Annotated in this window: 16 protein-coding genes and 1 pseudogene; 8 read left to right on the plus strand and 9 right to left on the minus strand. The window is 62.0% G+C overall.

Translation table 11 applies throughout. From position 1 onward, the window contains the following. Positions 1-24: 24 nt before the first annotated feature. Positions 25-1,170, minus strand: coding sequence for a helix-turn-helix transcriptional regulator (locus GWE18_RS16190; protein WP_275186690.1), 1,146 nt, complete (start codon positions 1,168-1,170; stop codon positions 25-27). Positions 1,171-1,397: 227 nt separating this feature from the next. Here GWE18_RS16190 and GWE18_RS16195 point away from each other — a divergent pair, with 227 nt between their 5' ends. The 5 genes from GWE18_RS16195 to GWE18_RS16215 all read left to right on the plus strand — a co-directional run bounded on the left by GWE18_RS16195 (position 1,398) and on the right by GWE18_RS16215 (position 8,212). Beyond that, positions 1,398-5,450 carry a BTAD domain-containing putative transcriptional regulator gene (locus GWE18_RS16195; RefSeq protein WP_275186691.1) on the plus strand — a complete coding sequence of 1,351 codons (4,053 nt, stop codon included), beginning with the start codon at positions 1,398-1,400 and terminating at the stop codon, positions 5,448-5,450. Between the two features lie 105 nt (positions 5,451-5,555). Next, positions 5,556-5,690 (plus strand): hypothetical protein, encoded by a 135-nt coding sequence (locus GWE18_RS16200; RefSeq protein ID WP_275186692.1) that lies wholly within the window; start codon positions 5,556-5,558, stop codon positions 5,688-5,690. A gap of 38 nt (positions 5,691-5,728) precedes the next feature. Further along, positions 5,729-6,064: a hypothetical protein gene (locus GWE18_RS16205; protein WP_275186693.1), complete on the plus strand. Its 336-nt coding sequence runs from the start codon at positions 5,729-5,731 to the stop codon at positions 6,062-6,064. A 34-nt stretch (positions 6,065-6,098) separates the two neighbouring features. Continuing rightward, positions 6,099-6,674: a TRAP transporter small permease subunit gene (locus tag GWE18_RS16210; protein WP_275186694.1), complete on the plus strand. Its 576-nt coding sequence runs from the start codon at positions 6,099-6,101 to the stop codon at positions 6,672-6,674. Positions 6,675-6,676: 2 nt separating this feature from the next. Further along, positions 6,677-8,212 carry a TRAP transporter large permease subunit gene (locus GWE18_RS16215; RefSeq protein ID WP_275186695.1) on the plus strand — a complete coding sequence of 512 codons (1,536 nt, stop codon included), beginning with the start codon at positions 6,677-6,679 and terminating at the stop codon, positions 8,210-8,212. A 47-nt stretch (positions 8,213-8,259) separates the two neighbouring features. Here the strand turns inward: GWE18_RS16215 and GWE18_RS16220 are convergent, their stop codons facing one another. The 5 genes from GWE18_RS16220 to nagA all read right to left on the minus strand — a co-directional run bounded on the left by GWE18_RS16220 (position 8,260) and on the right by nagA (position 16,926). Next, positions 8,260-9,375 (minus strand): TRAP transporter substrate-binding protein, encoded by a 1,116-nt coding sequence (locus tag GWE18_RS16220; protein ID WP_275186696.1) that lies wholly within the window; start codon positions 9,373-9,375, stop codon positions 8,260-8,262. 490 nt (positions 9,376-9,865) lie between these two features. Continuing rightward, positions 9,866-13,009: a multidrug efflux RND transporter permease subunit gene (locus GWE18_RS16225; protein WP_275186697.1), complete on the minus strand. Its 3,144-nt coding sequence runs from the start codon at positions 13,007-13,009 to the stop codon at positions 9,866-9,868. A 4-nt stretch (positions 13,010-13,013) separates the two neighbouring features. Continuing rightward, complete coding sequence (locus GWE18_RS16230) at positions 13,014-14,099, minus strand: efflux RND transporter periplasmic adaptor subunit (RefSeq protein WP_275186698.1); 1,086 nt, start codon at positions 14,097-14,099, stop codon at positions 13,014-13,016. 442 nt (positions 14,100-14,541) lie between these two features. Then, the gene (locus GWE18_RS16235; RefSeq protein ID WP_275186699.1) at positions 14,542-15,744 is read right to left on the minus strand and encodes an aspartate kinase; all 1,203 of its coding nucleotides are present in this window, start codon (positions 15,742-15,744) and stop codon (positions 14,542-14,544) included. After that, positions 15,745-16,926 carry an N-acetylglucosamine-6-phosphate deacetylase gene (nagA, locus tag GWE18_RS16240; protein ID WP_275186700.1) on the minus strand — a complete coding sequence of 394 codons (1,182 nt, stop codon included), beginning with the start codon at positions 16,924-16,926 and terminating at the stop codon, positions 15,745-15,747. 117 nt (positions 16,927-17,043) lie between these two features. Here nagA and GWE18_RS16245 point away from each other — a divergent pair, with 117 nt between their 5' ends. From GWE18_RS16245 to GWE18_RS16255, 3 genes are read left to right on the plus strand one after another with little or no spacing between them, the layout of a single operon-like run. Continuing rightward, complete coding sequence (locus tag GWE18_RS16245; protein ID WP_275186701.1) at positions 17,044-17,967, plus strand: BadF/BadG/BcrA/BcrD ATPase family protein; 924 nt, start codon at positions 17,044-17,046, stop codon at positions 17,965-17,967. A 19-nt stretch (positions 17,968-17,986) separates the two neighbouring features. Then, positions 17,987-18,931, plus strand: coding sequence for an N-acetylmuramic acid 6-phosphate etherase (locus GWE18_RS16250; protein WP_275186702.1), 945 nt, complete (start codon positions 17,987-17,989; stop codon positions 18,929-18,931). 11 nt (positions 18,932-18,942) lie between these two features. Then, on the plus strand, positions 18,943-19,941 hold the full coding sequence (locus tag GWE18_RS16255; RefSeq protein ID WP_275186703.1) for an SIS domain-containing protein: 999 nt from the start codon (positions 18,943-18,945) through the stop codon (positions 19,939-19,941). 59 nt (positions 19,942-20,000) lie between these two features. Here GWE18_RS16255 and GWE18_RS16260 read toward each other — a convergent pair whose 3' ends face one another. From GWE18_RS16260 to GWE18_RS16270, 3 genes and pseudogenes are all read right to left on the minus strand, one after another. Continuing rightward, a complete protein-coding gene (locus GWE18_RS16260) occupies positions 20,001-20,876 on the minus strand; it encodes an alpha/beta hydrolase (protein WP_275186799.1) in 876 nt (291 codons plus the stop codon). A 69-nt stretch (positions 20,877-20,945) separates the two neighbouring features. After that, a pseudogene (locus GWE18_RS16265) lies at positions 20,946-21,092 on the minus strand (cupin domain-containing protein); the annotation flags it as partial. A gap of 41 nt (positions 21,093-21,133) precedes the next feature. Next, positions 21,134-21,685: a DUF417 family protein gene (locus tag GWE18_RS16270; protein ID WP_275186704.1), complete on the minus strand. Its 552-nt coding sequence runs from the start codon at positions 21,683-21,685 to the stop codon at positions 21,134-21,136. Positions 21,686-21,704: the final 19 nt, after the last annotated feature.

Consider the following 21,704-nt stretch of genomic DNA (forward strand, 5'->3'; position numbering starts at 1 on the left):
CCGCCTCAGGAATTAATGAACCGGCTACTGTGGGGCCCGAACCTGAGGCGTCGAGTTCTGCAACAGGCGCAGGAGATCGGCCTGCCGGGTCGTGTCGGTCTTGGAGAAGATGTGCTGCAGGTGGGTGCGCGCGGTCGGCTCGCTGATGCCGAGCATGTCGGCTGCCTCCTTGGCGCCCAACCCCTGAGTAAGCGCCAGCAGCACGCGGAGTTCGCCGCCGGTCAGCCTGTAAAGCCTGGCAAAAGCCTCACCCGGCATCAGCGGCGCCTCAGCAGGATCCTTTGTGAACACAGCTACCGATGCTGCAAACGGCGCGATAATGCCGCTGCGCTGACCGCGATCGACCGGAAGGAGGGTTGCGACATAGCCGGCGCCATCGATATCAGGGATCGCAAGGGAATGCTCGCTTGTATCCAAGTCGATATCGTCGCGCGACGCCTTGTCAATGGCCTTCGACAGCGCAGCGCGCGTGGCGGGATCGGTGGGAGAAATCCGGTTGTTCACGATGCGAATGGAGTTGCCGGTTTTGACCTGCCTCTCGGCAGCGGCATTCATATAGACGACGCGGCCATCGCGTGACGTGAGGAAAACACCTGTGACAAGCGCATCAAGCGTCTTTTCCAACATCTCCGACCTCAGCGCCCTGATATCGAGCGCATCCGAGATGGCGAGGGCACGGCAGACGTGCGGGGAAAGAAGCTTGAGCAGGCCGATTTCGAGCTGTTGGTAATGCGGCGCCTTCTCGCTCCGTGAGGCATGCATGGAGGCCATGCGACCGCCAGTCCGCAACGCCGGGAACCAGATTATGTCCAGTAGTCCGAACGGCTCTAGCACTTCTCGAGCAAAACGGCTTCCCAACAATTCGAGGCGCATCATAGAGAGAGCACTAACGTCACCGATCTTCGAGACGATATCCGCTGCTGCCATTGGACTTTGTGCATAGTGGCTTCCCAGCTTTTCAAGGAATTCCGGCTGGTATCCGAACACGAATAACTGATCATTTTGCACGTGCCGCATATCGTGAACGCATATTCCGCCGGCTGTGCTTTCACACAGATCGGCAATTTCCCGGCAAGTGTCTGGCCACTGATGTGGATCGAGCGCGCAGTCGTAGATCGCGCCGATTGTGTCGGATAGCTGCTGGGCGGAGACACCGTCCAAACCGATCACGTAGAGCCATCCCTGGCAGCGCCACTCGATAGTGCGCCGAGGGATGCAATGATCCCGACGGAGCGCATGGTGGTCCTCCGATTCTTGCGAGCCGGGATGCCCGGTACCTCGCCAATTGAGCCCTGTCGCCGTCGTCGCCGGCGTCAGTTCGGCGTGACAGCGGCGTTAATCTTGCTCGGAGGGCCAAGAAAAGCGTAGAAAAACTGCGTCCTAGGAGGAGCTTCATCGTGCAAATTCCGCGTGCGCCAGTGGACGACGGGCTTTTTCCAAGATTTGGTCTTTCGCTGCTGGGAGGCTTTGAGCTGACCGGACCGGATGGCGTGGTCGACCTGCCGAGCAAGAAGCTCGCAGGCTTGTTGGCCTATCTGGCCTGCAACGCGCCCAGGCCGCAGTCGCGTGAGAAGCTGTCGGCCCTGTTGTGGGGCTCCCGCTTCGACGCGCAGGCCAGGCAGAACCTGCGCCAGGCTTTGTTCCGGCTGCGCAAAGTGCTCGGCGAGGACGCTCTGGAGAGCGATGGTGAGGTCGTATCGCTCAATGCGGCGGCCGTCCGATGCGACGTCAGCCAGTTCGAGGCCCTGGTCCGTGACGGTAGCCGGGATGCGTTGAGCGCGGCAGCCGATCTCTACCGGGGTCGGCTGATCGACGACGTTAGCGTAGGCGAGGAGGGCTGGAACGAATGGCTGACTGGTGAACGCGAGAGATTGCTGGATCTTGCCCTTGGCGTCATCATGGGGCTCGGCGAACAAGATCTGGCCGCCGGCCGTGCCGAACAGGCGCTGAAGGCCGGCCAGCGCGTCATCGCGCTCAACAACATGCGCGAGGACGCCCACCGGTTGATGGTACGGGCGCTGGCTGCTACGGGACGCAAGGCCGAGGCTCTCAAGCACTACCAGGACCTCGTTGCGCTGCTCAGGCGCGAACTGAACACGGAGCCCGATGCTGCGACAAGATCGCTCGCCGCCGAGCTTCGCGCCGCGGAGCCGCCGGGCAGGTCGTCCGCTGAAACGGAGATCGCCAAGCCCACGCTGCCGCAACCCGACCGGTCATCGATTGTGGCGTTGCCCTTTGGCAATATGAGGAGAGACCACGAGAACGCCGACAATCCCGCAGCGGACGGCGATGGAGCATCGTCTGCGGTGGCAGTCGGCTCCGGAAGCCCCGAGCGGCGACAGCTGACGATCATGGTTTGCAATATGGTCGGGTCGATGCCGCTTTCGGCGCGCCTCGACCCTGAAGACATGCACGATCTCATCGCCGCCTTCCACAAATCGGTCGCCGATGTTGTTTCGCGCTTCGATGGATTTGTCGCCCAGTACCTGGGCGATGGCGTGCTCGTCTATTTTGGCTACCCCGCTGCTGGCGAGCATGACGCCGAGCAAGCCATGCGTGCGGGCCTTGCCATCCTTGACGCGATCGGCACGTTAAAAGCGTCTCCATGCGTGACTGTTCAGGTGAGCGTTGGCATCGCCACCGGGCTCGTTGTCATCGGCGAGCGGTTAGCGACCGGCGACACACAGCAGTGCGCTGCGATCGGCGAGGCGCCGAACTTGGCAGCGCAGCTGCAGGCCGCGGCAGCGCCCGGCGAGGTCGTGATCGCCGCCAGCACGCATCGGCTGGCGGGGCGGATGTTCGACTGCCGCGCGCTTGCTGCCATCGACGTGAAGGGGCTGCCACAACCGGTGGAGGCGTGGCAGGTGCGCGGCGAGACGGCCGGCGTTAGCCGCTTCGAGGTGCGGCGCGCGGGCGCGCTGACCCCGCTCGTTGGCCGGCAGGAAGAGATTGAGCTGCTGCTGCGCCGTTGGGATCTAGCCAAGCTCGGCGAGGGTCGGGTCGTGCTGCTCACGGGCGAGCCCGGCATCGGCAAGTCGCGTATCGCTGAAAGCCTGCTGGCCGGGTGCGAGGGCGAGCCGCATGCTCGCATTCGATATTTCTGCTCGCCCTACCATGTGCAGAGCCCGCTCTACCCGTTCATCGCACAGCTCGAGCGGGCCGCGGGCTTCGAACCGGGGAGCAGCGCCAGTGTGAAACTCGACAAATTGGAGGCCTTGCTCAAGCCGACGACGAAAAATGTACTACGCGACGTGGTGCTCGTTGCCGAGCTGTTGGGGGTGCCGGCGGACTGGCGCTACCCGGCGTTGGCGATCAGCCCGCAGCAGAAGCGGGAGCTGACTCTCACCGCGCTTCTCGATCAGCTCGACGGCGCAGCGGCGCAGAGCGCCGTCCTCATCGTGGTCGAGGACGCCCACTGGATTGATCCGACATCCCAGGATTTGCTCGATCGAATGGTTGCCCGCGCCGCCAACCTGCCGGTGCTGCTGGTCGTCACGGTCCGGCCGGAGCTCCAGCCAACGTGGGTCGGCCAGTCGCATGTGACGATGCTGCCCTTGAGCCGCCTCGGCCGTCGCGACAGCGCCGGCATTGTTGGCGGTGTCACCAAGGGCAAGGCGCTGCCCGACGCGGTCCTCGATCAGGTCCTTGCGCACACGGATGGCGTGCCGCTGTTCATCGAGGAGCTGACCAGCGCGCTGCTCGAGAGCGGGCTGTTGCGTGAGACTGCGGACCGCTACGTGCTCGACGGACCGCTGCTGCGGCTCGCGATCCCGACGACGCTGCGGGCCGCGCTGGTGGCGCGCCTCGATCGCCTCGCCTCGGTCAAGGGTGTGGCGCAGATCGGCGCCGCGATCGGACGAGAGTTCTCCCATGAACTGATTAGCGCGGTGGCATCTTTGAGTCCGGAGGACCTCGACGCGGCGCTCGAGCGGCTGACGGTCTCCGGCCTCATCTCCCGGCGCGGAACGCCGCCGATCGCGACCTACGCCTTCAAGCACGCGCTGGTGCAGGACGCCGCCTACACCACGATGCTCAAGAGTCGGCGGCGGCAGTTGCATGCGAGCATCGCCAATGTGCTGGTCGAGCGGTTCCCGGCGCTGGCCGAAACCCTGCCTGAGATTGTCGCCCACCATTTCACCGAGGCCGGGCTTGCAACGGAGGCGATCGGCCATTGGTTCAAGGCGGGCCAACGCGCCACCGAGCGCTCGGCTGATCAGGAAGCAGTCCGCCATCTTGAGCGAGGATTGGCGCTTCTGAGGACGCTCCCGGAGTCGGAGGACCGCGATCGCCATGAGCTCGATTTCCAGATCACCTTAGGCACACCTTTGGTGGCAGTGAGTGGATACTCAAGTCCTGAGGTCGGGGCTGCGAGCGAGCGCGCAATTCTCCTCTCCGAGAAGCTGGATGATGTCGGACACCTGTTTGCGTCGCTCTATGCCCAGTTCTCTTACTGCAACACGACCGGCAACACTTACAAGGCACTGGAATTCGCAGAACGCTGCCGGACGCTAGCCATCCGCCAAGGCGACCGGGCGATGCAGCTGATGGCACACCGTGGAACCGGGATTGTGTTGTATCAGCTTGGAAAATTTGGACTGGCTCGGAGAGAACTCGAGCAATCTCTTGCGCTATATGATCCCAAGCGTGACCGATCCCTTGCGGCTCGGTACCTCACTGATCCATTCGCGTCTGCATCGGCATTGTTAGCTTCAATCGCATGGATTTCAGGCTTCCCGGATCGTGCAGCAAAAATGCAGGTACAAGCTCTCAGCTACGCTGCCGAACTCAATCACGTCAACACAATTGGTTTCGTTCACTTTTTAGCGGGAGCCGCGCTCGAGCAGCTTTTCGGAAATGTAGCCGCAGTGCTAACTCATACGCAAACCTTGAGTGCTCTTGCGACGGAGCACGGCGTGTTGGCATGGCGGAGCAGCGGGATCATTTTTGAGGGCTGGGCCCTCTCATTGACTAGTGGACCGGAGAGCGGCATTTCCCTGATGCAAAAGGGCATTGCCGATGTCGACGCCAAGAACCTGACATTTCTTGTTCCGCTTTTCACGAGCCTGTTGGCCCAGGTTCGTGGTCGCGCTGGCGACTTCCAGTCAGCCTTGGCTCTGTGCATCGATGCGCGAGAAAGATCACAGCGCTCCGAACAATACATTTGGGAGGCGGAGCTTCACCGGAATGAAGGCGAGGTGCGGCGCGCCGCCGGACATTCATTGACCGATGTGGAAGAATGTTTTGGTAAGGCGCTCGACGTGAGCCGCGCGCAGGGCGCCAGGATGTTTGAGCTCCGCGCCGCCACGAGCCTCGCGCGGCTATGGCACGACCACGGAAGGCATGTTGAAGCCCGTGATCTACTTGCGCCTATCTATGGCTGGTTCACCGAGGGCTTCGACACAGTCGACCTGGAAGATGCCAAAGCGCTGCTTGCTCAATTGAGAGCATAGGTCTGACTGGATCGCCCTGCTTGAGAGGCGTGTCAGGACGAAATGAGACCTTCACGCTACCTCTGCGTGAGGTGGTGTAGCAAGGGCTATGCCGCCAGCATCTGGATGCGCATCAAGCTGGTCAGCCTTGCCAAGGCGCCGCCAGCGATCAACAATGTCACCTTGCCGGCAATGGTGGGCGCGGCTTGGTACATGCTCGGCGCGCTGCTCCAAAAGAACCGGTCGGACGGCGCGCGCTGACGCTTCGTCACAGCGCGGGCGCCGCGGGAGGAGCAGCGATGGTACGATCACCGCAACGCAAGCGTGCGGCACGGCCCAAGCAAACAATCTCCAGGCCAGCACGCAAGGCGCGTGCGGCGAAATCCAATCAGCGGTCGCGCGACGGCGCTGGCAACGGCGTATTTTCCTGCCTCGGCCGCAGCGAAGCAAACTTCTCCCTGTTCACGCTCGTTTCGTTCCTGCCGCGCTCGGCCGAGATCCATCCGGATTGGATCGCGGTGATCCGCGGCGCGCACTTGACGGCGCCGAAGTCGGTGGCGTTCGGGCCGCTGCCGACGACTGCAACCGGCAAGGTGCAGAAGTTCACGTTGAGGGAGCGCACGCAAAGCCTATAAAAATTCACCCCGCAGACCGCCTCTGGATATTGCAATGACCAGTATCTCCACTTTGCCAAGGCGATTGCCGCCGCGGCCTTATCTGGCGGTCATCCGCGCCATCGACAGGTTCACGACATGGACCGGCTATCTGTTCGTGCTCTTCATCATTCCCCTGGTGTTCGCCAACGTCTACGAGGTTTTCGCCCGCTATTTCCTCAGAAGCCCCACCGTCTGGGCGCTCGATGTAACGACCATGTCGTATGCGGCGCTCTTCATGCTGGGATCGACGCTGGCGCTTCTCAAGGGCGCTCACGTGCGCACCGACATGCTGTGGGAAGGGTTTTCGGACCGAACCAAGGGCATGATCGACAGCCTCGCATTCATCCTGTTCTTCCTGCCGGCAATGGCCGTGCTGTTCTACATCTCGATCGATGACTTCCTTTACTCGATCTCGATCGACGAGCGCTCGAGCTCCGGGGCCTGGACGCCGATATTGTGGCCGCTGCGCGGGGTTATCCCGCTCACCGCCTTCATGCTGTCCCTGCAGGGTGTCTCGGAACTCATGAAGAGCCTGTGGGCGTGGCGCACCGGCGAATTCCTGACCAGGCACGAGAAGATCGAGGTCTGAACATGAGCTATTCGGAGCTTCTGGGCCTCATCATGCTCTTCTGCATGGTCGCCGTCATCTTCATCGGATTCCCGATCTCCTTCACGCTGCTGTTTCTCGCGATCATCTTCGGCGGCTTGGGCTTGGGCTGGGAGCAGACCTTCAATCTGAGCTACCTGCAGATCTGGGGCACGATGAAGGACGAGATCTTTCCGGCCGTGCCGCTGTTCATCTTCATGGGGTACATGACCGAACAGGCCGGGCTGATGGAGCGGCTGTTCGGCGCCATGCGCAGCCTGCTCGCGCCGGTACGCGGCTCGCTCTATCTGGCGGTGATCCTGACCGCGACCATCTTCGCCATGGCGACGGGCATCGTCGGCGCGGCTGTCACGGTGCTCGGCATCATGGCCGCGCCGATGATGATCAAGACCGGCTACGACGCCCGGCTGTCCGCGGGCGCCATCGCCGCCGGCGGCACACTCGGAATTCTCGTTCCGCCCAGCGTCATGCTGGTAGTGATGGGCCCGGTCATGGGCGTTCCCGTCAACCTGCTCTACTCGGCAGCGTTCGGCCCGGGCTTTCTGCTCGCCGGCTGCTACATCGCCTACACGCTGACCCGAAGCTTCCTGAACCCCGAGCTCGGCCCGGCCATGACGATGGAGGAGCGCGAGGCCGCCTACAGGGAGATGACCACCGAGAAAGTGGGGATACCGGTACTGGCGCTGGCGCTGCTCTGTCTGGTGGGGCTCGTCTATCTGCTCGCCGATCTGCTGCTCGGTGTTGCCCGCGTTCCCTCTCTCCCGGTGACGATCGGCCGGATCGACGTGTCGGTTGCTGCGCTGGTGCCGACGCTGCTGGCGGCGTGGGCCTATGTCCGCAACGCCTATCTCCGCGCCGTCGTGCTGGGCATCGCACCGCTGAGCGCACTGATCGGCTTTACGCTTGGCACCATAGTCGGCGGGCTGGCGACGCCGACCGAGGCCGCCTCCTGCGGGGCCTTCGGCGCCGCCATCCTGGCGCTGGTCTACCGCCGGCTCAACGTGCGCTCGCTCACGAACGCCGGCATCGGCACGATGGTGACCTCCGCCATGGTGCTGTTCCTGGCAGTGGCCTCAACCGTGTTCGGCGCCGTCTTCACCAAGCTCGGCTCGGCCAATCTGATCACCAATTTCCTGCTCGCGGTTCCGCTAAGCGACTGGTGGAAGCTCGCCCTCATCATGGCGATTTTCTTCGTGCTCGGATGGCCATTCGAATGGCCCGTGATCATCCTGGTGTTCTTGCCGATCGCTCTGCCGGTGGTCGAAAAGCTCCAGCTGGGTCTGGGCAAGCTCGACCTGCTGCTCTGGTTCGGCGCGCTCACCGCCGTCAACATGCAGACCGCTTATCTCAGTCCGCCCGTCGCCATGTCGGCCTACTATCTGCGCAACGTCGTGCCTAATTGGAGTCTCGGCACGATCTACAAGGGCATGGCCGACTACATGGTAATCCAGGTCTTCGCCCTCATCCTGCTGCTGGTGTGGCCGCAAATCGCGCTGTGGCTGCCGCATGTGGTGCGGTAGCTAGAAGGGCGGCGTTGCCGCCGCCCTTCGGTCGGTGTCCCCTGGTGCTATTTACCCTCCTTCGGCGGCCAGTAGTAGTCCGCCTGAAACGCGTAGGGCGGGAACATGAAGCGCTTGGCCGGCACCACTTTGGCGGCATAGGCTTTCTGAGAGTCGTAGACCTTCTTGAAGAAGGGATTCTTGGCCGACTCGGCAGCCGCGAATTCATCCCAGGTCTTGAGGAAGGCCTGGTTGATCTCGGGCGGCGTGGTCAGCAGCTTCACGCTATGCTTCTCCGCGAATTCGGCAATCGCATCCGCATTCTGCCGCTGATAGCTTGCCCACCAACGGAGAAACGTTTCCGAAAGGGCCGACCTGATGGCTTCCTGGTTCTGGGCCGGCAGGCTGTCCCACACCTCCTTGTTGAAGGCCATCTCGGCCACCGACGCGCTCTCGTGCATGCCAGGCGTGTAGTGGTACTTCCACACGGTGTGCAGCCCGAGCCGCTGATCCTCGACGCCGCCGACCCACTCGGCACAATCGATCGTGCCGCGCTCAGCCGCGGGCAGGATCTCGCCGCCCGGCATGTTGACCACCGCCATGCCCATCTTGGAATAGAGTTCGGCGACGATGCCCGTCTGGCGGCACTTCATGCCCCGGAAGTCGTTGAGGTCCTTGATCGGACGCTTGAACCAGCCGAGCGCCTGCGGGCTCGGCGGCATGCTGGGGAACGCGACCAGGTTGAGCTTGAGCTCCTTCTGGTAGAACTCGTTCCAGAGGTCGAGGCCTCCGCCCTCATAGACCCAGCCGATGAAGTCGACAGGATCCATGCCGGCAATGCCGGCAGGGGTATTGGCAAACAGGGTCGCAGCCTTGTTCTTGCCGAACCACCAGTAGGAGATGCCCCAAGCGCCATCGATCACCTTCTTGTGCGCTGCATCGAGAATCTCGAACGGTGGGACGATCGCGCCGCCCGGCAGGGCGTCGATCTTGAGCTGGCCCGCCGTCAACTTGTCCACCCGGTCAGCGAAGAACTTTAGGGCATCCTGCGCCGTGGACGACGGGGGTACTGCCGACTGGATCTTTAGCGTTCGAACCTGCTGCGCGTGCGCCGCACCCGCGAGCCCCAAAGTGACGGCGGCCGCGGCAACCAAGGCTGCTCTTGCAAGCGAAATGTATCTCATCAGTTGCTCCTCCCTTTTGGTTATTTCTCCCCTCATGAAAAGCAGGCGAGCTGGCAACCCACCTGCACGAAGCCTATGCGAGTTGAGCGCCTTCCGCCAGAGCGATGCAATCCGTGCTTACCTGTCGGCAAGGCGAATTCCCGGAGTTGTTCGAGATGATTCCGGAGAAGAGAGTGTAGGCCCGCGGTGCCTACGACCCTCATAACTCATGAGCCTTTTGCGTATTTGATTTTCAGTCGTGCAACGGGCATCCGAACGGCTGCGTGGAGATCATGAATCGCGAAAGGACATCATCGTCTGAGCGGCGAGAATATCTCCAGCATCGAGGTCGAGCTCGCGCTCTACAAGCACCCGGCGGTGCAGCTCGCCACGCGACCGCTGAAGGCAATGTGGTCCGGCAACCGAACTTTGTTGCGGTCGCCAAGCGGTGGTCGAAATCTTGCCCCGCCGGTAAAGCGGTGGCGGCGGGCCGCCGTCGGAGAGAGCAAAGCTATTGGGCGGGTGGCGACGCCGCGAGTTCCGGCGCCCGTTTGCGAGCAAAACGTTCGCGCAAAGCCTCGAACAGCACATAGAGAGGTGGAATGAAGATAATGCCGATGAACGTCGCTGCGAGCATGCCGCCCCAGACCGGTGTGCCGAGCGCTCGCCTGCTGCCGGCACCGGCGCCGGTGGCGACCACGAGGGGCAACACGCCGAAGATGAATGCAAGTGCGGTCATCAGCACCGGCCGAAAACGCTGCTTGGCGCCGGCAATCGCCGCGTCGTGCGGAGACAAGCCGGCTTCATGCTGCTCCTTGGCGAACTCGACGATCAGAATCGCATTCTTCGCGGCGAGGCCGACCAGCAGGACCAGCCCAATCTGTGCATAGATGTTGTTGTCAAGGCGAGCGATCCAGAGAGCGAGGACGGCACCGGCGACGGCAAACAACACCGAGAAAACCACCGACAACGGCAGCGACCAGCTCTCGTACTGGGCCACGAGGAAGAGATAGGCGAACAGCAGAGCCAGTGCGTAGACCAGCACTGCCTGACCGCTCACGAGCTTTTCCTGGAATGAAATTCCAGACCAGGCAACGCCGAAACCTTGCGGCAGCTCATTATCGGCGACGCGCTCCATCGCGGAAAGCGCCTGCCCCGAACTCGCGCTCGGTGCCGCCGAGCCATTGATAGTGACGGACGGGAATAGATTGAACCGAGTGACAAGCTGCGGACCGAACGTCGTTGTCAATGTCACGAGCGTGCGAAGCGGCACCATCTCTCCCGTCGTGCTTCGAACGTGGAGATCGTTGATCTGATCGCGCCGGTAGCGGAACCTGCCCTCGTCCTGCACTCTGACGCGATAGACCCGGCTGGATAGATTGAAGTCGTTTACATATTGCGAGCCCAAATGGGCCTGCAAGGTCGCGAAAACCTGCGATACCGGGACGTTGAGCAACTGGCTCTTGGTCCGATCAACATCCACGTGGATCTGCGGAACGCTGGCCGAGAAGGTGGTGTAGGCCCTCGCGATCTCGGGCGCCTGGTTGGCTGCATAGAGAAAACCATTGGCTGCTGCCACCATTGCCTGCGGCGACTGGCCTTCCAGGCCCTGCAGTCGCATATCGAATCCGCCGGCCGTACCAAGCCCGGGAATGGACGGCGGGTTAAACGCAATGATGTTTGCTGCGGCAACTGCCGCGAAGCGCGGCGTCAGGCTTGCAATCATGCCTTGGACGGTTTGGTCCGGGCGCGTGCGCTCGCTCCAGGGTTTGAGCACCACGATGGCCATGCCGGTGTTTGATGCCTGTGCCTGGCTCAACAGGCTGAAGCCGGCCACGGTGATGATGTTTTTAACGCTCTCCGATCCGTTCAACAGGTCACGCACCTGACCAAGCACACTCTCTGTGCGATTGAGCGATGCCGCATCAGGCAATTGAACGTTGACGAAGAAATAGCCTTGATCCTCTTCCGGGAGGAAACCGCCCGGCAGCCGAGTCAACCCGAAGAATACGCCCGCGCCAACACCGAGGAACAAGACGGACATGACGATCAGGCGCGCGCCGAGCCATCCCACCACGGATCCGTACCTGTCGCGGACGCCGCTCAGAAGCCGATTGAACAGTCCGAACGGGCCGCGACTGGCATGACGGGGGCGGCGCAGGATCAGCGCACAAAGCGCCGGACTCAAGGTCAGCGCGTTCACGCCAGACAGGGCTACGGAGAAAGCGATCGTGACGGAGAATTGCCGGTAGAGCTGCCCGGTAATGCCTCCCAGGAACGCGACGGGCACGAAGATCGCGGCCAGAACAAGAGTGGTGGCGATGATTGCACCGGTGATCTGCCCCATCGCGATGCGCGTGGCCTCGCGCGCGGAAAGCGAGGGGTCTTCTTCCATGACGCGCTGCACGTTTTCGACGACGACGATCGAGTCATCGACGACGAGGGTAATGGCCAGCACGATCGCAAAGAGCGAGATCGTGTTGGCCGAATAACCCAAGACGTACAAAATGGCCATTACGCCGACCAATGACACCGGAATGGTCAACGTCGGAATCAGCGTTGCCCGCCAGCCCTGAAGGAAGAGATAGACGACGGCGACGACGAGCGCGAACGTGATCGCAAGCGTGTGCAGGATTTCTTCGATCGTAGCTGACACGAATTCGGTCGTGTCAAAGATGATGCTGTGAACGACGTCAGGCGGAAACCGCTGCGACAGGCGATCGAGCTCTGCGCGCACCGCATTTGCGACTTGCAATGCGTTGGCGCCCGGCGCCTGGTATATGACCACAAATGCCGTGGGCTTCCCGCCGAGTTTCGACTGAACATCGTAGCTGTCGGCTCCCAGCTCGACGCGAGCGATGTCCTTTATGCGTACGACCGCCCCCTGAGGGTTCGTGCGCACAATGATATTCTCGAATTCAGCCGGTGTTTGCAGGCGGCCTTTGGCGACAATGGTCAACTGCTGCTGCTGGTCCGTACCCACGGGAGCGCTGCCGATCTGGCCGGCCGCCGCCTGCAGGTTCTGCTGGCTGATCGCGGTGGTGACGTCCGTGCTCGTGATACCAAGCGCGTTCATCCGGACCGGATCCATCCACATCCGCATGCTGTAGTCGAGGGCGCCGAGAACCGTGGCCTCGCCGACGCCGTTCACGCGCGCCAGAGCATCGCGGATATTGATCGTGGCATAGTTGCTAAGAAAGATGGCATCGTGTGTCCCGTTCGGGGAATAGATATTCACGCCGAGCAGGATGTTTGACGATCTCTTCTTGCTCGAGATGCCGAGCTGTGTGACCTCGCTGGGCACCCGGGGGAGCGCGAGAGAGACGCGGTTCTGAACATTCACTGCCGCAATATCGGGATTGGTGCCGACAGCAAAACTCACGGACAACGAATAGATGCCATTATTCGAGCTGGTCGATTCCATATAGAGCATGTTGTCGACGCCATTGACTTCAGCCTCGACCGGCGCCGCCACTGAATTGGCGACATCCTGTGCGTTGGCGCCGGAATAGGTGGCGGACACCTGAACCTGTGGAGGGGTAATATCCGGGTATTGAGCGACCGGAATCACGGTCATCGCCAGCAGTCCGGCCAGCACCATCACGATAGAAATGACGATGGCGAAGTTCGGTCTGTCGATGAAGAAGTGGGACATGGCGTCATTGAACGTTGGCGGAAGCGGCAGGCACGGTCTGAACCTGTGCCCCTGGGCGTACCTTTTGCAGGCCCTCCACGATCACGCTTTCTCCAGCTTTCAGGCCGTCATCGACGGCCCAGTTCTGGCCGACTTGCTGGGTAGCCTTGACCGGACGCTGCTCGACGCGGTTGTCAGCACCCACGACCAGAACAAACTTGCCCTGTCGATTTTCCTGAACCGCCTGCACGGGCACCAGCGGCATGCGTTTGGCTTCCGCTGGCCGAACCCGCACCGAGACCGTTCCCCCGGGCAATAACAAACCGGCCGGATTGGCAAATGCTGCGCGAACCGGCAACGTGCCGGTCGCCTGGTCGATCTCGTTGCCGACGAAATCAATCCTGCCCTGGTCAGCGTAAACCGTGCCGCTGGGCAGCCGGAGTGTAGGAACGAAACTCGCATTGATCTGCTCGAGCGCCGCTCCGCGGTCTTGCTGGACCACGCTGATGAAGTCTCGCTCGCTGATCGAAAACAGGACCCGTATCGGATCAAGCTGAACCACCCGTGCGAGCGTACCGGAATCGGGACCGACGACATTGCCTCTTGTGAGGCTCGGCTTTCCGATTCTGCCGGCGATCGGCGAGACGATGCGTGTGTAGCCCAGATTGAGTTCGGCCGTGCGTACTGCCGCCTTGGCAGACTCGACAGAGGCAGCCGCTGTGTCACGATTGGCAATAGCCAGATCGAGGTCAGCGCGGGTTCCCGACTCCCGGTCGTAGAGCTGCTGACGTCGTTCCAGAGTCACTTGCGCATTTCGCAGGTTCGCTTCCGCGCTGGCTTGCTGCGAGTTGGCCTGCAGGAGCGCGGCCTCGTATTGATCCCGCTCGATCGTGAAAAGGAGATCGTCCGCCTTGACGTCCTGCCCTTCCGTAAATGCTACTTTCTCCAGGAATCCTTGCACGCGCGCTCGCACGTCGACCTGCTGTATGGCTTCGACGCGGCCGATGAACTCGACGCTCTGTGCGACGTCTTCCATGCTGACCGCAACGACGGATACGGCCGGAGGGGGGCTCGCCGGAGTCTGAGCAAATGCGGCAATATCGAAGAGCAACAATGACGATCCAGTCAGAGCGACATGGATCAGGCGGCGCGCCCGTATCAGACCAACGGCCCGCATGCACAGCCCGCTGGTTCCGTTGCCGTCAGAGAGCTGCGATAACGTCATCATGATCGTCTCGGAGCCACTGCGAGACCGACCACCCGAGATTGCCGGATTTCGGCCCCTCAAGCATTAGCTTGGAAGTGTTGTGCTCGAGATTCCTCTCAAGAGAGCAGAAACATTCTCCATCGTTTCGTTTACCAGATCAACAGGAAAAGAACGCCTAAATTTTTCTGCACCTGCGCATCAACCACAGGTTAGCACCGTAGCCACCCCTGGCGATTGCATATCGAAAGTGCCGACCTGCGAGGCGGCCCTTTCGATTTGGCAGCCCATTTGTGGGTTGGAACACGCGAATAACGCAAGCGGAAGCGTTCCCCGCCGCTTCTCGCAGCTATGTTTGCTGGACAAGCGAATGCAACGCCTTGACCGCAGCCTCCCGGTTCTCCACGGGGACAAACAGACTGACCGAATGCGGCGACAACACGTACTTGTCGGGGACAATCCCGTGATGTCCGAGAACCTGCAACGCCCTGAACGGCAATTCCGACGAAATGCCGCCGAAGCAGGTGAGAGTAACCGAGCTTGAAGCCTCGCGCTGCCTGCGCAGATCCGAGCATTGCTCCAGCGTGCGCAACAGGGCGTCGAGCCACTCCGTGTCACAGGCCACGGTCATGCTGGTTTTTCCCACGGTGAACTGTGATGAAAGGAGCTGCGGCCAGGACAGGCTGTTTTGCTTGAGATGCTGCGCGAGTTTCTCGAAACCGTGATTGAGATCTTTGGAATCGATTTCCACATGCTCGATGCGAGCCATCGAGTTGACGGCCAGAACTTTTCCGTTTTCCATGCCTGCAACCTCTTTCATCACCTGCGTGCTGTGTTTAACGCCGCCCCACTGCTTGAGAACCAGGGGCACATCCTGACTTTGCGCCAGCTCTACGCTGCGAAAATGCAGGATCTTTGCACCCCAGAAGCACATTTCGGACAGGGATGCGAAGTCCACTCGCCGCAGGGGCTTTGCGTCCGGCACGATGCGCGGATCGGCCGAACAGATTCCGTCGACCTCTTTGATGATTTCACAGCGTTCGGCCTTCAGCGCCGCGGCCATCGCAACGGCCGTGGTGTCGCTGCCGCCCCGGCCAAGCGTCGTGATTTCCCTGGTCACCGGGTTCACGCCCTGAAATCCCGCCAGCACCACAACGCGCCCACGATCAAGTTCCTCACGCACGCGAATGGGCCGTACATCCAGAATGCGTGCGGAGGAATGGGAGTCGTCGGTCATCACGCCGGCCTGGCTGCCGGTGAAGCTGATCGCGGGCACGCCGAGATCGGAAAGCGCCATGCTCATCAGGGACATGCTGATGCGCTCACCGGTCGTCAGCAGCATGTCGAGTTCACGGCGATTGGGCGTCGGACTTACCTGATAAGCCATTTGGATCAATTGATCGGTGGTCTTGCCCATGGCGGAGACGATCGCCACGACACGATGACCACGGCCATGCAGGTCGGCGAGACTGCGCGCAACCGCGCGAATTTTCTCCGGTGTTTCGAGACAGACACCGCCGTATTTTTGCACGATGATGGGATGGTTGCGCATCTAACCTCGATGAGAAGCCTCGCTCGCCTCGCCGATCGAACCGGCACCGCCTATCCATGTGCCGACGACTTCAAAGTTCGGATTGAAGGCGACAAGGTCCGCGCGGTATCCGGGCGCGATCCCTCCAAGCTCGAACTCAAGGCCCAGAAATGCCGCGGGCGTCCGCGAGGCCATGATAAGGGCATCGACAAGGGAGATTCCAAGCAGCGCAACAGCGTTGCGCACCGCCTCGATCATGGTGAGGTGAGCGCCCGCGAGCGTGCCATCGGGGCCAGTCAGGCGATTTTCGTGCAACGTGATCTGCCTTCCTTGCAGCATGAATTGCCGGTCGTTCGTGCCCGCCAATGGCATGGCATCGGTGACCAGCATCAATCGATCGCGTCCCTTGCAGCGGAAGGCAACCCGCAAACCGGCGCGGTCAACGTGGATGCCGTCGCAGATAATCCCTGCAAACAGCCGGTCATCCCCCAACGCAGCTCCCACCAGGCCCGGCTCCCGTGCGTTCAACTGCGACATGGCATTGAACAGATGGGTCACCCCCAAGACACCGCGATCGACCGCCTGTCCGATTTCGGCTGCGGTGGCGTCGCTGTGGCCGGCCGCGATACGCAATCCGGCGCCGATCAGTTCATCGATCATGGACGCGGGCACGCATTCCGGGGCCAAGGTCACAATGGAGCGGCCGCGGCCTGCAAAACTTTTGATCGCGGCGAGATCGCGCCGATCGGGCACGCGGATCTCGGCTTCCGGATGGATGCCCTTGCGCGACCTGTTGAGGGCCGGTCCCTCCAGATGAAAGCCGAGAACGCCGGGAATCTTCAGACAATCCTGGGCGACTGCAGCCAATCGCTCGATGACCTCGCCGCGATCGGTGATGAGGGTCGGCAAGCAGCCCGTGGTTCCCGCCTTGCGGTGCGCCTCAACGATGCGCCGAACGCCAGTCTCCGTTGGCTGGTCGTTGAGAAGAACGCCCCCGCCTCCGTTCACCTGGACGTCGATGAATCCGGGTGCGAGGATCGCGTCTGCGGGAAGGTGAATTGAAGCGGGCGCCTCCGCCTCGCCGAAGGTGACGCTTTCAATCCGCCCCTGCGAGATGCTGACCGACCCCGGCCCGCGCATGTCGGCACCATCAAAGATGTGCTGCGCGGTAATCGTGAGAGAGGAAGAACCAGCGTGGCCCATCTGTATTGATCCGAGAATGGCGGTCACGGACTCGTGAGGCGAGTCACCTACAAGGCTTCATATGTATATGAAGGAGCTTTCGGAGGACCCGGAGCGAAACCTTTGCGTTAACTTTCCATGGCAACAAAGGGTACCACGTATCTCGGCATTGATGGCGGCGGAACCCGATGCCGCGCCCGGATCGAGGACGAAAACGGCAGGGTACTCGGTGCAGCGAGCTCGGGCCCTGCCACGACGCGGATTGGCCTCGAGAAGGCCTGGCGGTCCATGATGGAGGCCACTGAAGCGGCAGCCGCACAGGCCGGACTAACCAGCGAGGATTTCGCGCGGATGCACGCCGGAATTGGCCTTGCCGGGCTTGGTCGCCGGGGCGCGGAAGCGGCGCTCAACGAGATCGCGCATCCCTTTGCGTCCGTCATCTTCATCAGCGACGGCCTGGCGGCCTGTCTCGGCGCCCATAGCGGCGCGGACGGGGCCATCGTGGTAGCCGGCACAGGCTCGGTGGGTGTCGGCCTGATCGACGGCCGCGAAATCCGTCTCGCCGGTTACGGCTTTCCGGTGTCGGATGAAGGCAGCGGTGCCGACATCGGCCTGCAGGTGGTTAGACTGGCGCTGCGGGCCGCGGATCGCCGCAGCGAGCTGACCCCATTGCTTTCAGAGGTGCTGGGCGCATTCGATCATGATCCTTATCAGGCGGTGGCATGGTCCGAAGAAGCCAGGGCGGCAGACTACGCTGCGTTCGCGCCGATCGTGTTGCGGCACGCCAATCAGGGCGATCCAGTCGGCCGTCGCATTGTCGAACGTGCGGCCGATGCCATTGGTGATCTGCTCGATCTGTTCCTAGCGAGAGGAATTGACCGGCTCTCGCTGGTAGGCGGGCTCGCGGATGCCATTACGCCCTGGCTGACGCCTGACCTGCGCGCGCGCCTGAGATGTCCTGACGCCGATGCGGCGGCTGGCGCGTTACTGGTGGCGCGAGGGCGGCTTGACCTGCCCAAGAGAGAAACCGACCATGAACAGGTTTCAAAGTTCCGCGTTTGATAGCGTAGGGATCAACTATATGGCCACCGAAGAAGTCGATCCCCGCTTTGCCGATCTTGATGCATGGCCGCTGACGTCAGCGATGGAAGCGATGTGGGAGGGCCAGCTTGCGGCAGTCGCGGCGATCGGCCATGCCCTTCCCGCGATCACTGCCGCGACCGAAGCGGCCAAGGCGGCGCTGGGCGATCACGGACGCATTGTGTATGTCGGCGCCGGCACCTCGGGCCGCGTGGCGGTCCAGGACGGCGCCGAGCTGACGCCGACCTTCGCCTGGCCGCGCGAGCGCGTCCGCTTCATCGTCGCCGGCGGAGACAGGGCGTTCGTCACCAGCATCGAGGGTGCGGAGGATGACGTCGACGATGCAGTCAGGCAGATCAATGCCGCGCAGCTCACACCGCACGACGTGGTGATCGCCGTTGCCGCCAGCGGGACAACGCCATTCACGGTCGCCGCGCTGCAGCAGGCAGGCTCTTTCGGTGCCGTGACGATCGGTGTTGCCAACAATCCCGGCACCGCACTGCTGGCGTCGGCGAAGTTTCCGATCTTGATCAAGACCGGCCGCGAGCTGATCGCCGGCTCCACGCGGATGAAGGCGGGCACCGCGCAGAAGGTCGTGCTCAACCTGATCTCCTCAGGAATCATGCTGCGCCTTGGCCGGGTGTACCGCGGCATGATGGTGAACATGCAGCCGACCAATGCCAAGCTGAAGCGCCGCGCCGAGGCCATGGTGGCGCAAATCGCGCACTGTGATCCGTCGCACGCGGCACGTTGGCTTGAGCAGGCCGAGGGAGACATCAAGACGGCAGGCCTTCTGGCGTTGGGCGTCGACAGGGTTGATGCCGAGACCATTCTGAAAAGCTGTGACGGCAACCTTCGGCGCGTGTTTGCCGAGCTCGTCAAGGAACGCAACCGGCATCCCAAGGAAGCGGCGCCGCGCAAGCAAGGCGGAGCGGTCGAGCCGTGACGACATCCGCGATGGCGAACGAAATCGGGGAAAGCGCGGACGTTGTCGCCAGAATTGTTCGTAGCCGCCCCGCCACGCGCGACATCGCACAGCGAATCGGGATTGGCTCCGCCCCGCTGTGTGTCGTGTGCGGCCGGGGAAGCTCCGGGCATGCCGGGGTTTTCTTAAGATACCTTGTCGAGACGCGGCTTCGCCTTCCCGTTTCAGCCAGCGCTCCTTCGGTGATCACGGCATTTCGCACGCCGTTGATGCTGCGCCATGCGCTGTTCATCGTGATCTCGCAATCCGGGCGCAGCCCGGATCTTATCGCGGCGACCAGGTCGGCGCGCGCCGCGGGCGCCCGCACCATCGCCATCGTCAATGCGACGCCCTCGCCCGTGGCTGACGAAGCGGAGTTCGTCGTTCCGATCGAAGCCGGCAGAGAGCACTCCGTAGCGGCGACCAAGACCGTGATCGGCTCGATGGCCGCCAGCGCCGGACTTGTTGCCGAGCTGGCGGAAGATCGTGCGCTGCGGTCAGCCCTCGACAGGCTGCCCGCGCGCCTGCACCGCGCGATGGCGCTCGATTGGTCCGAGATTGCCGATGATCTTGCCAAGGCGTCGGCTGTGTTTGTGGCGGCGCGGGGCCTGGGCCTGGGCTCAGCGCGGGAGATCGCGCTCAAACTTTCGGAAATCCTGCGCCTGCCTTCCATTGGTGTGAGCGCCGCCGAGCTGCAGCATGGGCCGCGCGCCGCGTTGTCATCGCGCACGCCGGTTGTCATGATGCGCCTGATGGATGAAACGGCGGCCACGGTGGACGCGCTGGCAGAAGAATTGCGCGAGCAAAAAATCGCGCTGCATCTATGCGGAGGACCGCATGGCTCGCTGCCCTGGCTTTCCGAGGATGATCCCGCCACCGACCCGATCACCATGCTCGTTCCGGCCTATCGGATGATCGAGCAGACGGCACGCGCCCACGGATTTGATCCGGATCGCCCCCCTCGCCTGAGCAAGATTACCGAGACGTTTTGACGGCTCCTCCTTGGCTCCAAAGCCCATCGGAGCAAAGTGCATCGATGGACCTTGCGCACTCAATGAAATGAAGCACGAACCTCATCGATGGTCCGCTTCGGGTCCTGGAGGTGAGGATAGTGCCCGATGCCGGGAAGAAGCGCGGGTTCAACGTGGACCCTTTCGGCGAGCTCTACGCCCATCTCTTTCTTGATGTAGAGGTCTTTCTCGCCCCAAACCACCTGCACCGGGGTTTTAAGCCGGGGCAGTTGCGATTCGAAGTAATCTTGGTCCCGCGTAAAGTGCTGATAGTAGTGGGAGAAAGCGTCTGCTGTCGTCATCGCACCGTGGCTCCATCCGCGGGACATGTCGTCCTTGAATTCCCGCGAAACTTCGAATTGCGCTTCCTTGGGTAGACCCCTTGTGAAGGTGTTCTCGAGGATCTCGTCGCGATTCTTGTTCAGGTTGACGCGAACCTGATCCATAGCAGGCCCCGCCTTCAGGTTTTGAAGGCTCTCATACATGTACTGGGGCCTATTGAACGGGGCGAAGTCGCCAACGATGATTGTCCTTGCGATATCAGGTTCATCCAGCGCCAGCAGGAGCGCCGGCAGGGCTCCGATATCAGTTGCGTAGATCGTGAGCTTCGATGTGTCGATGCCTGCTTTCTCGATGTATTGATTCAAGACATGCGCGTAATCTTTGGGCGCGTAGGAGAACCGGTCGACCGTTGGCCTGGATGAAAGGCCATAGCCTGGCCAATCGAAGGCGTGGACTTCGAAATCATCGGCCAGAGCCAGCGAAATATCCTTCCAGGCGTACAGGGTCTCTGGAAACCCATGCAGGAAGAGAACGGTCCCTTTCGGTCTCGGGTTGTGCAGCACCATCCTTCTGAGCGTGATATCCTTATCGATCTCCAAGAAGCCGATCGCGTTATCGTTCATACGCTGTGACATGATACGTGTCCTTTCGTGCTGTTCTCGATCAGTGTGCCGACCGGAGTGATCTGAAGGCGGTGCGGAGCTCGCGACCAGTGACTTGCCGGGGATATTGGGTATTGTCTGCGAGAAGTGGGGCGTGACCGTTTCGCCGATGCCATGGGCGGCGGCAGGCGCCGCCGTGGCGATGGCAATGGCAGCAAAGGCCGCGCCGAAGATGGATCGTATTTTCATGCTTGCATGGGTGCTGATGCTCTAGTCCGGAAAAAGCCTGCTCACCTGCGAACCACGGTTTTCAGCGAGTCGACGAACACCCAGAACGAGGCGGCGAACAGCCCGACGTCCTTCAGGAGGAACTGACCCGGCGCGACCGTGATCGCGGGCGGCCCGAGCTCCGGCACGACGACGCCCGGCGTCGAGATCATGAAGCTGACGGTCGTGACGAAGGGTCCGGCCGAGAGAAAACCGCCGGCTGCGGAAAAGATCGGGTTCGCCAATCTGAGGGCGATCAGCAGCCCGATGCTGAGTTCGAGGAAGCCGAGGAAGGTGGAGAAGCCGCGGACCGAAAACAGAGCATAGAACCAGCTCACGAGCGGGCTGTTCTCCACCAGCGGCACCAGCCCGTTGGCCTCGTATTCGGTAAACTTCATCCCGCCGAACCAGGCGTAGATGATCGCGAGCGACACGTAGAGGCCTATTCGGCTAACCGGCTCGGCGTAGGCGAGCAGGCGTTCGGCATGATCGCGCCACTCGGAAACTATGCGAAGTGCCAGGATCTGTGTCGGGACCTGGGTGGCGATGCGTGATATGGCAACTTCCGTTTTCATGGTACCTCTCCTTGTCCAC

It is taken from the genome of Bradyrhizobium sp. CSA112, from assembly GCF_029051645.1.
Classification (GTDB): Bacteria; Pseudomonadota; Alphaproteobacteria; order Rhizobiales; family Xanthobacteraceae; genus Bradyrhizobium.

What these genes read in the sequence shown, in the direction of transcription:
- GWE18_RS16200 (WP_275186692.1), top strand. Translation starts at nt 5,556, where the DNA reads ATGCGCATCAAGCTGGTCAGCCTTGCCAAGGCGCCGCCAGCGATCAAC.
- GWE18_RS16205 (WP_275186693.1), top strand. Translation starts at nt 5,729, where the DNA reads ATGGTACGATCACCGCAACGCAAGCGTGCGGCACGGCCCAAGCAAACA.
- GWE18_RS16210 (WP_275186694.1), top strand. Translation starts at nt 6,099, where the DNA reads ATGACCAGTATCTCCACTTTGCCAAGGCGATTGCCGCCGCGGCCTTAT.
- GWE18_RS16215 (WP_275186695.1), top strand. Translation starts at nt 6,677, where the DNA reads ATGAGCTATTCGGAGCTTCTGGGCCTCATCATGCTCTTCTGCATGGTC.
- GWE18_RS16220 (WP_275186696.1), bottom strand. Translation starts at nt 9,375, where the DNA reads ATGAGATACATTTCGCTTGCAAGAGCAGCCTTGGTTGCCGCGGCCGCC.
- GWE18_RS16225 (WP_275186697.1), bottom strand. Translation starts at nt 13,009, where the DNA reads ATGTCCCACTTCTTCATCGACAGACCGAACTTCGCCATCGTCATTTCT.
- GWE18_RS16235 (WP_275186699.1), bottom strand. Translation starts at nt 15,744, where the DNA reads ATGCGCAACCATCCCATCATCGTGCAAAAATACGGCGGTGTCTGTCTC.
- nagA (WP_275186700.1), bottom strand. Translation starts at nt 16,926, where the DNA reads ATGGGCCACGCTGGTTCTTCCTCTCTCACGATTACCGCGCAGCACATC.
- GWE18_RS16245 (WP_275186701.1), top strand. Translation starts at nt 17,044, where the DNA reads ATGGCAACAAAGGGTACCACGTATCTCGGCATTGATGGCGGCGGAACC.
- GWE18_RS16250 (WP_275186702.1), top strand. Translation starts at nt 17,987, where the DNA reads ATGGCCACCGAAGAAGTCGATCCCCGCTTTGCCGATCTTGATGCATGG.
- GWE18_RS16255 (WP_275186703.1), top strand. Translation starts at nt 18,943, where the DNA reads ATGGCGAACGAAATCGGGGAAAGCGCGGACGTTGTCGCCAGAATTGTT.
- GWE18_RS16260 (WP_275186799.1), bottom strand. Translation starts at nt 20,876, where the DNA reads ATGTCACAGCGTATGAACGATAACGCGATCGGCTTCTTGGAGATCGAT.
- GWE18_RS16270 (WP_275186704.1), bottom strand. Translation starts at nt 21,685, where the DNA reads ATGAAAACGGAAGTTGCCATATCACGCATCGCCACCCAGGTCCCGACA.